This is a genomic window from Paracoccus sp. TRP (genome assembly GCF_000185925.1).
In the GTDB taxonomy this organism is placed as follows: domain Bacteria; phylum Pseudomonadota; class Alphaproteobacteria; order Rhodobacterales; family Rhodobacteraceae; genus Paracoccus; species Paracoccus kondratievae.
Genome location: NZ_AEPN01000001.1, coordinates 27,800 through 40,653, shown reverse-complemented (window position 1 = coordinate 40,653; position 12,854 = coordinate 27,800). Strand labels below are relative to the sequence as shown.

Genomic DNA, 12,854 nt, shown 5'->3' with positions numbered 1-12,854 from the left:
GTCCGACGAATATCAACAGAAACCGCGCGTTCGCGGCGATTAGCCGCCAAAGGCTGCCGCCAGCGCATCCGAAATTGCCGCGCCCTCATCGGCGGCAAGCTGCGGAACGATCGCAAAATCCAGCACTCCGTCGCGCAGATAGGCCTGTGATGAGACGTCGTGTTCGTGGTGCATCGGCACGACATGGGCATGTGCATGGGCGACATGGATGCCGGTATAGAACAGCGCCACGCGCCTGACCGGGTAAAGCACCTTCATATGCCTGGCAAGGCGTTGCGCGCAGGTGGTGATGCGGGTGGCAAGCGCCTCGGGCAGATCCTCGAAGAAGGGGTGATGCTCTTTCGGGATGATCAGGCAATGGCCGGGGCGGATCGGGTGCAGGTCCAGAAAGGCAAGGATCTGGTCGTCCTCATACACGCGATGGGCGGGCAGATCGCCGCGTGCGATGCGGCAGAACAGGCAAGCGTCGGACATGCGGGCGGCCCCTCCTCATCCTCCCCGGCATTTGCGGGGCACGGCCCCTTTCAGGGCCGTGCCGGCAGTATCAGTAGCGGTAGTGATCCGATTTGAACGGACCTTCGGGCGTCACGCCGATGTAATCGGCCTGTTCCTTGCTAAGCTTGGTCAGCTTGACGCCGATCTTGTCCAGATGCAGGCGGGCAACCTTTTCGTCCAGCGCCTTGGGCAGGATATAGACGCCCGGAGCATATTCGCCGTGCTTGGTCCACAGTTCGATCTGTGCCAGTACCTGATTGGTAAAGCTGGCCGACATCACAAAGCTGGGGTGGCCGGTGGCATTGCCGAGGTTGAGCAGCCGCCCCTCGGACAGCAGGATGATGCGATTGCCCGAGGGCATCTCGATCATGTCCACCTGATCCTTGATGTTGGTCCATTTGTGGTTGCGCAGTGCCGCGACCTGAATCTCATTGTCGAAATGGCCGATGTTGCCGACGATGGCCATATCCTTCATCCCGCGCATGTGCTCGATGCGGATGACGTCGCGGTTGCCGGTCGTGGTAATGAAGATATCAGCGGTCGAGACGACATCCTCAAGCAACACCACCTCGAACCCGTCCATCGCGGCCTGCAGGGCGCAGATCGGATCGACCTCGGTCACCTTCACCCGTGCGCCTGCGCCACGCAGCGAGGCGGCCGAGCCTTTGCCCACGTCGCCATAGCCGCAGACCACCGCGACCTTGCCCGCCATCATCACATCGGTGGCGCGGCGGATGCCGTCGACAAGGCTTTCTTTGCAGCCGTATTTATTGTCGAATTTCGACTTGGTGACGCTGTCGTTCACATTGATGGCAGGGAAGGGCAGCAGTCCTTTCTTGTGCAGGTCATAAAGACGATGCACGCCGGTCGTGGTTTCTTCGCTGACGCCGCGAATGGCCTCGCGCTGGCTGGTAAACCAGCCGGGAGAGGCGGCCAGCCGCTTGCGGATCTGGGCAAAAAGCGCCTCTTCTTCTTCGCTGGTCGGCGTGGCGATCAGGTCAGTCTCGCCCGCCTCGACCCGTGCGCCCAGCAGCACATACATGGTCGCATCGCCGCCATCGTCGAGGATCATGTTGGCGGTGCCTTCGGCGAACTGAAAGATCTGGTCGGTATAGGACCAGTATTCCGGCAGCGTCTCGCCCTTGACGGCAAAGACCGGGACGCCAGCCTTGGCGATTGCCGCTGCAGCGTGGTCCTGGGTCGAAAAGATGTTGCACGACGCCCAACGCACCTCGGCACCCAGCGCCACCAGCGTTTCGATCAGCACGGCGGTTTGTATGGTCATATGCAGGCTGCCCGCGATCCGGGCGCCTTTCAGCGGCTTTGCTTCGCCGTATTCGGCGCGCAGGGCCATCAGGCCCGGCATCTCGGTTTCTGCGATATCCAACTCTTTGCGACCGAAATCGGCCAGGGCGATGTCTCGGATGATGTAATCGGTCATGGTGGCCTCGCGCATCTGCTGTTGGCGCGCCATAACATTCCCGGGCTTTGCCTGCAAACCGAAGCCGCGCGGCAGGGGATGAAAGCAGGTCGCCCGATAGAGGTGTGAGCGCTAGCAGCCTGGCGCGGAATAGCCTAGAAGGCCCGCAGCAGACTGCGGCTAATGTATGGGGGCAGGCATGGCGATCCTGTTGGCGGATGTGGGTGGCACCAATGCGCGTATGGCGCTGGCGCGGGATGGGGCGCTGGATACGGGCGCGATCACGCGGTTTCGCGGCGATGACCATGCGACCTTTGACGACGTAGTTGTGAAATATCTTGCCCAGCAGGGCAGTCCCCGGATCGAGGCAGTCTGCGTTGCCGTCGCCGGGCCGGTCTGGGGCGATGAGGCGCGGCTGACCAACCGCGACTGGACCTTTTCCGAGGCGCGGCTGCGGGCTTTGTCGGGCGCACCGCGTGCCCGGCTGATCAACGACCTGATCGCGCTGGGCTATGCCACTCCGGCACTGGATGGCGAGGCGGCGGGCTTTCTGCGCGCCGCGCCAAAGGGTGCACTGTCGAACGGTCAGCGGCTGGTGGTGAACGCGGGCACCGGGTTCAATGTCTGCGCGGTCAAGGTACTGCCCGAAGGCGGCATCGCCTGCCTTGAATCCGAAGAGGGCCACACCCGACTGCCGCAATCGGTGGCTGAGCCGCTGATCGCCGCCTTGGGCGAGGCGGGCCGCGCCATTGATTCGGTCGAGGAGCTGTTCGCGGGCCGCGGTCTTGCCCGGCTGCACAGTATGCGCGTGGGCCAGCCTCAGGGCCGGGCCGAGGCGGTGGTTGAGGCCGCCGCCCGGGGCGATGACATGGCCGAGGCGACGCTTGCCCTTTATGCGCGGCTGTTTGGCCTGTTCTGCCGCGAACTTGCCTTGCGGTTCATGCCGATGGACGGGCTGTTTCTGGCTGGCAGCGTGGCGCGTTCCTGCACAGACAGGTTCGGGATATTCGAGTGTGCTTTCCTGTCCGATCCGCTGATGGCGCGCATTCCGCAGGCCGTGCCCGTCGGGGTAATACGTGACGACATGGCCGCATTGCATGGCTGTCTGGCCGCAATCCGCTGAAATTTACCCTGAACGGGGCTGCTGCGCTGGATTTTGCCTCCACTCCCTGCGATGCTCTGGCAAAACGCCAGAAACAGGGCAGTCAGGCAATGAAAAGCTGGATCAGGGCAGGTGCAGTTGCCGCGGTCGCATTGAGCGCCGGCGCGGGGGTGGTCTGGGCGCAGTCCTCGGCCTCATCCTCGCCGTTTTCGGGCTGGTTCGGGCGCGGCGACAGGAACGCTTCCTCTCCGGTTCAGCTGGATATCAAGGTTAGTGGCGGCGACGACGATCTGCTTGCGGCGATCAGGCAGACCTCATTGCTGGTCAGCGCCCAGGACGAAGGCCGGGTGGCCGGACAGGATATGCTGGCGGCGGCGCGGGGGGATTATGCCCGCATCCTGGGGGTGCTTTACGATCAGGGCTATTACTCGGGCGTCATCGACATCAGGCTGGACGGGGTAGAGGCGGCAAGTATTGCACCGCTCGATGCGCCCAAGGCGGTGCGGCAGGTGGTTGTCTCGGTCCAGCCGGGGCCGCGTTTCCGCTATAGCCGGGCCGAGATTGCGCCGGTAGCACCCGGGACGGATCTGCCACGCGACTATCGCCGGGGTGAGATCGCCCGCACCGGCGATATGAAGAATGCCGCGCTGGCCGGGGTCGAGGGCTGGCGCAATGTCGGCCACGCCAAGGCGGCCGTCGCCGAGACCGAGATCATCGCCGATCACGTCGCCAATCAGGTGGACAGCCGCATCCATCTGGCGCCCGGCCCGCAACTGCGCTTTGGCAAGCTGACGATCCGGGGCGAGAAACGTATGGACCCCCGCCGTCTGCGCAAGATCGCAGGCTTTCCCGAAGGTGAGCGTTTCGACCCCGAAAAGCTGGAGGATGTGCGCAAGCGCCTGCGTCGCTCGGGCGTATTCTCGGCCATCACCCTGACCGAATCGGATTACATCGGTCCCGGAAATACGCTGGATGTCGACCTGCTGGTGACCGAGCAAAAACTGCGCCGTCTGGGCGCGGGTTTCGAATATTCCAACACCGACGGCCTGTCGCTGACTGGCTACTGGATCAACCGCAACCTTTTCCGCGGCGGCGAGCGGCTGCGCGTCGATGCCAGCATATCGGATATCGGGGGGGATACCGGGCGGGATTACAGCCTTGGGCTGCGCATTGACCGGCCCGCGACCATCACCGCCGATACGACCGGCTATCTGATTGCCAAGGTCGATAGCCTTGAGGAAGAGGATTACGATCTTGAATCCGGCACCTTCGGTCTGGGCTTCACCTGGATTCCCAGCGATGAGCTGACAGCCGATATCGCCCTGCAATACCGCGCCCTTAAGGTCGATGACGACAGTGGGCGCACGAATTTCCGGCTGCTTGCGCTGCCCGCCTCGGTCACCTGGGACAAGCGGGACGATACAACCGATGCCAAGCGCGGCTACTGGCTGTCGGGCGGGATCACCCCCTTTGTCGGTCTGCGGGATGGGACCGGCTCGGGCGCGCAGGTCGTTGCCGAAGGCCGCACCTATTACAGCTTTGGCACCGATGACCGCTTTACGCTGGCAGGGCGCGTGCGGCTTGGCACCGTCGTCGGCCCCGAGATCGAAGAGACACCGCGCGACTATCTGTTCTGGTCTGGCGGCGGCGGCACGGTACGCGGCCATTCCTATGAATCGCTTGGCGTCGAGGTGATCGAGGGGCCCGAGGGCACCGTCAAGACCGGAGGCATGTCCATCGTCACCCTGACCGCCGAGACGCGTATCCAGATCCGCGAACGCATCGGTCTTGCCGTCTTTGCCGACGCTGGCCGGGTGTGGGAGGACAGCGCCTGGTCCGGTGCCAGCGGCTGGCAGGCGGGCGCGGGCGCGGGCATTCGCTATCGCACTCCGGTCGGGCCGCTGCGCTTTGACATCGCTACACCCGTCGGCGGCGGCGATGGCGATGACGGCGGGGTGCAGGTTTATATCGGTCTGGGGCAGGCGTTCTGATGCGTGATCTGGTTTATCGTCTTGCGTTCGCGCTTTGTCTGGCGCTGACCGCCCCGCTGGCTGCCTTGGCGCAGGACAGCGCCGCCGAGATCTCGCAGCAGGTCGAGGACGACAAGGGCTTTATCACCCGGTTTCTTGAGGAGAAACTGTCCGGTGCCGGGCGGCAGGTGGTGATAGACGGTTTCCGGGGTGCCCTGTCCTCGCGCGCGACCTTTGACCGCATGACCATTACCGATGACGACGGCGCGTGGATCACGCTGGAAAACGGCGCGATGCAATGGACCCGCTCGGCGCTGCTGGCTGGCCGGGTCGAGATCGACGAGCTTTCGGCCGAGCGGGTGATCCTGCCGCGCCTGCCCGGCGGCGGCGAAAGCGCGCCCCGGGCAGAGGCGCGCGAATTCTCTTTGCCCCAGCTGCCGGTGGGCGTGAATATCGACCGCATCGCCATCAGCCGGGTCGAGCTTGGTCAGCCGGTGATCGGGCAAGAGGCGGTGATCGCCATAGACGGTTCGATGAACCTGTCGGGCGGCGAGGGTGAGACGAAACTAACCATCAATCGCGTGGACGGGCCGCGCGGCGAATTCGCGTTGGATGCAGCCTTTTCCAACGAAACCCGGGTTCTGCGCCTTGACCTGAAACTGGACGAGGACCGCGACGGTCTGTTCGTCAACGCGGTTCAGCTGCACGATCGTCCTGCTGTCGCTGCCGAGATCGCGGGCGAAGGGCCGTTGGCGGATTTCAACGCCAGCATCAAGCTGGCAACTGACGGCCAGCCGCGTGTGACCGGCACTGTCTCGGTCGATTCGGTCGAGCAGAGCGGTGCGCCCGGCACCGCCTTCCGGGCCGAGCTTGGCGGCGATGTCGCTGCGCTGGTTCCGCCCCAGCACCGCGCCTTTTTCGGCAGCCAGTCCAAACTGTTGGCCGAGGGCTGGCTTGGTCAGGATGGCCGGCTGGTCATTCCTTCGCTGCAAGTGGCGACCGATGCTTTGCGCGTGGACGGAAACCTCGCCACCACCAGCCGGGGTGCACCTGAAAGCGCGCATCTGACACTGCTTTTAGGACAGGACGCAGGTGCGGCCAAGTTGCCGGTGCTGTTGCCCTGGGCCGACAAGCCGACAACGGTGCGTTCGGGCAACCTGCGGCTGGATTACGACGCAACGCAGGGCTCGGGCTGGGTGCTTAAGGGCGTGGTGGGCGATATCGCCCGTGACGATGTCTCGCTGTCCGAACTGCGCGTGGACGGTCGTGGCCGCGTCACCCTGACGGCCGAGCAGGCGCTTGAAGAGGTGCGGGGCTGGGTCGCCTTTGGCATGGACGACCTGACCCATTCCGACCCCGGTCTGGCGCAGGCGATGGGTGATACGCTGAACGGCGGTCTGAACTTTGCCTTTACCCCCGGCAATGCGCTGCGGCTCTGGGGCATGAACATCAACGGCGCGGATTTCGGCTTCAAGGGCGAGGCGACGGTTTCGGGTCTGCGCACCGGCATTACCTTGTCGGGCGACATTACCGCACAGCACCGCAATATCGGGCGCTTTTCGACCCTGGCCGGGCGCGAGGTTGGCGGCACGGCTGACGCACATATCAAGGGAAGCTATGCCCTGCTTGGCAAAGGTTTTGATGTCGAGGCGCAGGTCCTGGGCAACAATATCAGCGTTGGACAGGAACATGCCGACCGGATGCTTTCAGGTCAGTCGCGGATCGGGCTTAGCGCGCGGCGTGACACTTCGGGCATCAACCTGCGCAAGCTGACGGTGAACGCACAGAACCTGACGGCCGAGGCGCAAGGGCGGCTGGACAGCTATTCAAGCACGCTGACCGCGACCATCGACATGCCGGATCTGTCGGTTGCCGATCCGAACTTTGCCGGCAGCGTCAGGACCGAGGCTCGTGTGACCGGAGCATCGGGTGCACGCAAGATTACCCTGACCGGCAAGGGGCAGGATCTGGTCACCGGCATGGCCGAGCTTGACGGCGCCCTGAAGGGTGAAACCGACCTTCTGGTCGAGGCGGTTGAAAAGGGCGGGAATTTTGAGGTTCAGACCCTGCGGCTGAGCAACCCCCAGCTTGACGCGCAGGGGCGCGGCAATTTCGCGCCGGGGACGATGGATGCGACGCTGAACTTCTCGGTTCCTGATCTTGCGGTGCTGGGCAACGGCCTGTCTGGTGGGCTGACGGCCGAGGCCACGGCGGTCGAACAGGACGGCGCCCGCCGGATCGAGCTGACCGGGCGCGGTACCGACCTGCGTCTTGGCCAGAAGGATGTCGAAGGTGCGCTGACCGGCGTGACCGATCTGCGCCTCTCGGCTGAGCAGCGCGGGGATGAGATTACTGTCCACGATTTCAACCTGACGAATGAACAGATGCTTGCTTCGGCGCGCGGGCGCATTGCGCCCAGCGGCACTGACATGACCGGGCAGGTCGATGTGAAATCCCTGGCAAGTCTTGGCCGGGGCTGGCGTGGTGCGCTGACCGCGCAGGGCAGCTTTAAGGATGACGGGACCGGCGCGCGGTTGCTGGACGTGACGGGCACCGGAACCAACCTGTCCTTTGGTCAGACGCAGGTCGATGGCGCGCTGGCGGGCGAGACAAGGCTGGTTCTGCGTGGTGTCGAGCGCGGCGGCGTTCTGGCGATCGAGACGGCGACGGTCGAGAACCCGCGCCTGCATGTCGGCGCCGAAGGCCAGCTGGGCAAGGGCGCGACCGATCTGACTGCGACCCTGCGCGCCGATGACCTGCGGTTCCTGGGCCGCGGTTTCCGTGGTGCGGTGAATGCCACAAGCCATGTTGTGGACAAGCAGGGCGGCGGGCGGCAGATCACCGCGAATGGTTCGGCCCGGGGGCTGGGCGTTGGTAATCCGCAGGCCGATGCCGTCCTTGCCGGCGAGACCCGCTTTGATCTGGCCGCCGCACAACGCCCGGATGGCAGCCTGACTGTCAGCCGGCTGCGCGCTGGCAACGGCCAGTTCAGCGTCACCGGTGACGGCAACCCGACCGCGGGGCTTAATCTGGATGCCAGGCTGAACAATCTTGCGCTGCTGGTGCCCGGGTTCCCCGGCCCGCTGACTGTGGCCGGGCGTATCCAGAACACCGGTCGCGCCTATGATGTGAACCTGACGGCGACGGGACCGGGCAATACGCAGGCGCGGATAACCGGTTCGGCGGCGACGGACCTGTCCACTGCCGATATTACAGTCAATGGCAATACCAATGCTGCTGCTGCGAACCCCTTCCTGCGTACCCGCTCGGTCGAGGGGCCGTTGAATTTCGACCTCCGCCTGAACGGGCGGCCGGGACTTGAGTCCCTGTCGGGCCGGGTGGCGCTGACCAATGGCCGACTGGCCGAGCCGCGCTTTGGGCTGGCGGTGGCTGGCCTGAATGCGAATGCTGATTTCAACGGCGGCCGGATCGACGTGAATGTGCAGGGCGCGGTCGAGGCGGGCGGGACGATCACCGTGACCGGCCCAGTCAATCTGACTGGCAATCGCCAGATGAATCTGGATGTACGGCTGGCGAATGTCGTGTTGCGCGACCCGAACCTTTACGAGACACGGGTGAATGGCACGATCAACGTCGCGGGCATGCTGGGACAGGGGCCGATGGTTTCGGGCCGGATCGACGTCGGCACGACCGAGCTGCGCATCCCCTCGACCGGGCTTGGTGGGGCCAAGGCTATCCCGGATATCATCCACCGTTCGGAACGCCCGCCGCAACGTCAGACCCGCGCCAAGGCCGGGCTGCTTGAATTCCCCAGCGAAGCCTCGCGCGAGGCGGGGATGGCCGCGCCTCCGGCAACGCCCCCGGCGCATCCGGCACAGTTCGATCTGCTGATCTCGGCTCCTGATGAGGTGTTTGTCCGCGGTCGCGGCGTCGATGCAGAGCTGGGGGGCGAGATCCGCCTGACCGGCAACGCCCGCCAGCCCATCCCCATCGGCGAACTGGAGCTGATCCGTGGCCGCGTCGACCTGCTGGGTAAGCGTTTTGACATGACCGAGGGTCTGATCGAACTGCAGGGCAGCCTGATCCCGGTCATCCGGCTGGTTGCCCAGACACAGCAAGACGATATCACCACCCGCATCATCATAGATGGTGAGGCGCAGGACCCCGAGATCACCTTTGAATCCTCGCCCGAGATGCCGCAGGAAGAGGTGCTGTCGCAGCTTTTGTTCGGCCGTGGCCTCGACAACATAAGCGCCTTGCAAGCCGCGCAACTGGCAAGTGCCGTGGCAACGCTGGCCGGGCGTGGCGGTGAAGGGATCGTCGGGCGGCTGCGCGCCTCGACCGGTCTCGACGATCTGGACCTGACGACGGATGATCAGGGCAAGGTCTCGGTCAGGGCGGGCAAATACCTGTCCGAGAACCTTTATACCGATGTGCAGGTCGACGGTGACGGCAAGACCAAGCTGAACCTGAATCTTGATGTCTCCAAGACGCTGACCGCGCGTGGTTCGGTGGATAGCGAGGGCGATAGCGCCATCGGCCTGTTCTACGAACGCGACTACTGATCCCATCCCTTTCGTCATTGTGGCGAGGGGGACTTGAAACTCGCGATCTATTTAATTAGCTGGCTAATGAAATTGTTTCAGCCAGCCCTATGACGCCATGAAAGACCAATCCTCGACCTTGTTTGAGACGCTGATCGGACTGACCAGAACGATTCGTTCGGCCTTTGAGCACCGCGTTGAACATTACGGGCTGACTTTTGCCCGCGCCCGGCTGCTGATCATCATCGGCCGCAACGAAGGCGCAAGCCAGGCGGAACTGGCCGAGGAAATGGGGATTGAGACCCCAACGCTGAAGCGCCTTTTGGATGCGCTGGAGTCGCTGGGTCTGGCCGTGCGCCGCCCGACTTTCGGGGACGCACGCAAACATGCTGTTTATCTGACCGACACCGCCCGGATTGAGCCTCTGCTGGGCTTTCGCGCCGAGGCAGACGCCAAGCTGGCCGAGGATATCCCGCCCGAGGATCTGGAGGTGACGCGCCGTACTCTGAAGCAGATGGCCAAAAATGCCGAGAAGCTGAGGAAAGCATGACTGCCACTGCGGCCACATCAGAAGGGGCCGCACCGACGCCCACGCCCCCACCTGCCACCCCGGCGGCGGCGTCATTTGTTACAAAACCCTGGCCGGTGGCCTTGGGTTATATTGGTGCCTCGATCATCATCGGCCTGACGCAGGGGCTGGCGCAGGGCTTTGTCAGTACCAACATCCCGCAGGTTGCTGGTGATCTGGGCATCACCACCACGCAGGCGACATGGCTGATGGCGGCCTTTATGATCCCGCGCGCCTCGATGCCGCTGTTGCTGATCAAGATCCGCACCCAATTCGGTCTGCGCCGCTTTGCCGAGGTCGCAATCTTTGTCTATCTGGCCGTTTCGCTGGCGGCCTTTGCCATTTCGGACCTGCGTTCGGCGGTACTGGTGCAGTTCTGCGCCGGGATGGCCTCGGCCCCGCTTTCGACGCTGGCCTTCATGTATATGCTCGAGCCTTTGCCGCCCCAGTGGAAGATGCGCTTCGGCCTGCCCATGGTGCTGGCCGTGGTCGCGACCGGGCCGATGCTGGCGCGGGTGATCTCGCCTGCGCTGATGGGTGATAACGGCTGGGACGGGCTGCATTACATGGCGCTGGGGATGGCAGCAGTGTCACTGGCGCTGGTCTATGCGCTGCCGCTGACCTCGCAGCCGCGCGTCAAGGTGCTTGCTGCTGCTGATCTGCTTAGCTGGTTGCTGATCGCTATCGGTTTTGGCGGGCTGACGGTCAGCTTTGTCATGGGGTCGATCCATTGGTGGACCGACACCGAATGGCTGGGCTGGACGCTGGCGCTGTCGATCGTGGCGCTGACCGTTGCCGTGGTGATCGAGCTGCATCGCAAGGCGCCGCTGCTTGATATCCGCTGGCTTGCCAGTCCGGCGATGCTGCACCTGACCGTGACGCTGTTGATCTTTCGGCTGGTGCTGTCCGAACAAAGCTCGGGCGCGCCGCGCATGTTTCAGGTGCTGGGGATCACGCAGGACCAACTGGTGGGACTGTTCGGGGTGATCTCGGTTGCTTCGATCCTGGGGGGGCTTGCGCTTGTTCCCTTCATGAAGGCTGAGCGCGTGCCGCTGTTTCACATCATCGCACTGGTGCTGATCGCCGCCGGGGCCTTTATGGACAGCCATGCCACGCAGGACACCCGTCCGGCGCAGATGATGCTTAGTCAGGCGATGATCGCCTTTGCCGGGGCGTTCTTTCTCGCGCCGGCAATGATGCGGGGGCTGCTTGCGGCGCTGGCGCGGGGACCGAATTACATCCTGTCCTTTGTCATCGTGTTTCTGTCCACGCAGTCGCTGGGCGGGGCGATGGGCTCGGGCCTGTTCTCGACGCTTATCAACCACCGTCAGGCCCTGCATCTGCAAGTCCTGCGCGAAGAGCTGACCGCCGCCGACCCGCTGACCACGGCCGAGATCGCGCAGCGCAGCGCCGCCCTTGCCCCGCAGATCGCCGATGCGGCGCTGCGGCGTGCGCAGGCGGTGGCGCAGATCGCACAGGACGCCAGCGCCCAGGCCTATGTCATGGCCTATAACGACGCTTACTTTCTTACCTTTCTGGTGGCGGTGGCAGCACTGGCCGCGCTGCTGCTGCATCTGTTCCGCGACTGGCTGGCAGAACGGATGAAGCCCCTTTTCGCTGCCGCCCGACCCCATCCCGAGTCCGATATATGACCAAGAACCATCTTATCCCGACCCTGATCGCCTTGATTGCCGGTATCGCCGGCCTGCTGATCGTGCTGTACGCTTGGCATCTGCCGCCGTTTCGTCCGGCCCATCCGCAGACCGAGAACGCCTATATCCGGGGCCAGCTCACCTCGATCTCTCCGCAGCTGTCGGGCTATGTCGCCACGGTCGAGGTGCAGGATTTTCAGGCCGTCAGAGAGGGACAGGTCATAGCCCGGATCGACGACCGCCAATATCGCCAGAAGCTTGCGCAGGCTCAGGCCGCCTTGCAGGGGGCGCAGGCCGCGCTTGAGATTCAGCGCCAAAGCGTTCACTCGGCCCGCGCCAGCCTGCAATCGGCCGAGGCGGCTTTGCGTTCGGCCGAGGCGGCAAGGGATACGGCGAAATCGAACTGGGATCGTGCGCAGGCGCTGCAATCGCGCGGCGTGACGGCGCAAAGCTCGGCCGATCAAAGTGAGCTTGCGCTGCGTCAGGCCGAAGCTGCCGTGACCCAGGCCGAAAGCGCCATCGCGGTTGCGCGTGAAAACGTTGCCGGGGCCGAGGTCGGGTTGGCCTCGAAACGCGCCGGTATCGCCTCGGCCAGGGCCGAGGTCGAGTTGGCGCGGATCGACCTGGATAATACGGTGATCCGCGCACCCGCAGACGGGCGGCTGGGACAGGTAGGCGTGCGCGTGGGCCAATATGTGACCGCGGGGACGGTGCTTGTCAGCCATGTCGGTCCCGATGTCTGGGTCATCGCCAACTTCAAAGAGACCGAACTGCACGGGATGCGCCTTGGCGACCGTGCCAGCTTTACCGTCGATGCCATGCGACACCGCGCCTTTACTGGCCGGATCGAAGCCTTTTCGCCCGCTACGGCGTCCGAGTTCAGCCTGCTGTCCTCGTCGAATGCCACCGGGAACTTTACCAAGGTCGCTCAGCGCCTGCCGGTACGCATCGCCATCGATCCGGGGCAAGAGATGGCGGAATACCTTGAGCCGGGCCTGTCGGTGGTCGTGACGGTGGACGAAGGCTCGGGGCAGCGTGATCGCTCGGCCAGCCTCGCGCCGCTGGTCATGGGGCATGAGGGTTAAGCCGCTTGCGCGGATGACCGGTGCCGGCTAACCCATCGCCTGCAAGGGCAAGCCCGT

The 12,854-nt window shown here is 64.3% G+C and carries 8 protein-coding genes; 6 read left to right on the top strand and 2 right to left on the bottom strand.

Annotated features, from left to right (window positions below; translation table 11 throughout):
- Positions 1-39: 39 nt before the first annotated feature.
- Both PARACOCCUSGL_RS0100160 and ahcY read right to left on the bottom strand, forming a co-directional pair.
- Positions 40-474 (bottom strand): HIT family protein, encoded by a 435-nt coding sequence (locus PARACOCCUSGL_RS0100160; RefSeq protein WP_010391835.1) that lies wholly within the window; start codon positions 472-474, stop codon positions 40-42.
- A gap of 70 nt (positions 475-544) precedes the next feature.
- Entirely contained in the window at positions 545-1,936 is a 1,392-nt protein-coding gene (ahcY, locus tag PARACOCCUSGL_RS0100155) for an adenosylhomocysteinase (protein WP_010391833.1), read from the bottom strand.
- Between the two features lie 178 nt (positions 1,937-2,114).
- Between ahcY and PARACOCCUSGL_RS0100150 the strand changes: the two genes are divergently transcribed.
- The 6 genes from PARACOCCUSGL_RS0100150 to PARACOCCUSGL_RS0100125 all read left to right on the top strand — a co-directional run bounded on the left by PARACOCCUSGL_RS0100150 (position 2,115) and on the right by PARACOCCUSGL_RS0100125 (position 12,797).
- Entirely contained in the window at positions 2,115-3,038 is a 924-nt protein-coding gene (locus tag PARACOCCUSGL_RS0100150) for a glucokinase (protein WP_040601608.1), read from the top strand.
- An 89-nt stretch (positions 3,039-3,127) separates the two neighbouring features.
- Complete coding sequence (locus PARACOCCUSGL_RS0100145) at positions 3,128-5,008, top strand: autotransporter assembly complex family protein (RefSeq protein ID WP_010391830.1); 1,881 nt, start codon at positions 3,128-3,130, stop codon at positions 5,006-5,008.
- A complete protein-coding gene (locus tag PARACOCCUSGL_RS0100140; protein ID WP_010391827.1) occupies positions 5,008-9,513 on the top strand; it encodes a translocation/assembly module TamB domain-containing protein in 4,506 nt (1,501 codons plus the stop codon). Before PARACOCCUSGL_RS0100145 ends, PARACOCCUSGL_RS0100140 begins: the two co-directional genes overlap by 1 nt.
- Positions 9,514-9,610: 97 nt before the next feature.
- Entirely contained in the window at positions 9,611-10,042 is a 432-nt protein-coding gene (locus PARACOCCUSGL_RS0100135; RefSeq protein WP_010391826.1) for a MarR family winged helix-turn-helix transcriptional regulator, read from the top strand.
- Positions 10,039-11,712 carry an MFS transporter gene (locus tag PARACOCCUSGL_RS0100130; protein ID WP_010391824.1) on the top strand — a complete coding sequence of 558 codons (1,674 nt, stop codon included), beginning with the start codon at positions 10,039-10,041 and terminating at the stop codon, positions 11,710-11,712. Before PARACOCCUSGL_RS0100135 ends, PARACOCCUSGL_RS0100130 begins: the two co-directional genes overlap by 4 nt.
- Entirely contained in the window at positions 11,709-12,797 is a 1,089-nt protein-coding gene (locus PARACOCCUSGL_RS0100125; RefSeq protein ID WP_010391822.1) for an HlyD family secretion protein, read from the top strand. The genes PARACOCCUSGL_RS0100130 and PARACOCCUSGL_RS0100125 overlap by 4 nt, the downstream gene beginning before the upstream one ends.
- Positions 12,798-12,854 lie beyond the last annotated feature (57 nt).

What these genes read in the sequence shown, in the direction of transcription:
- PARACOCCUSGL_RS0100160 (WP_010391835.1), bottom strand. Translation starts at nt 474, where the DNA reads ATGTCCGACGCTTGCCTGTTCTGCCGCATCGCACGCGGCGATCTGCCC.
- ahcY (WP_010391833.1), bottom strand. Translation starts at nt 1,936, where the DNA reads ATGACCGATTACATCATCCGAGACATCGCCCTGGCCGATTTCGGTCGC.
- PARACOCCUSGL_RS0100150 (WP_040601608.1), top strand. Translation starts at nt 2,115, where the DNA reads ATGGCGATCCTGTTGGCGGATGTGGGTGGCACCAATGCGCGTATGGCG.
- PARACOCCUSGL_RS0100145 (WP_010391830.1), top strand. Translation starts at nt 3,128, where the DNA reads ATGAAAAGCTGGATCAGGGCAGGTGCAGTTGCCGCGGTCGCATTGAGC.
- PARACOCCUSGL_RS0100140 (WP_010391827.1), top strand. Translation starts at nt 5,008, where the DNA reads ATGCGTGATCTGGTTTATCGTCTTGCGTTCGCGCTTTGTCTGGCGCTG.
- PARACOCCUSGL_RS0100135 (WP_010391826.1), top strand. Translation starts at nt 9,611, where the DNA reads ATGAAAGACCAATCCTCGACCTTGTTTGAGACGCTGATCGGACTGACC.
- PARACOCCUSGL_RS0100130 (WP_010391824.1), top strand. Translation starts at nt 10,039, where the DNA reads ATGACTGCCACTGCGGCCACATCAGAAGGGGCCGCACCGACGCCCACG.
- PARACOCCUSGL_RS0100125 (WP_010391822.1), top strand. Translation starts at nt 11,709, where the DNA reads ATGACCAAGAACCATCTTATCCCGACCCTGATCGCCTTGATTGCCGGT.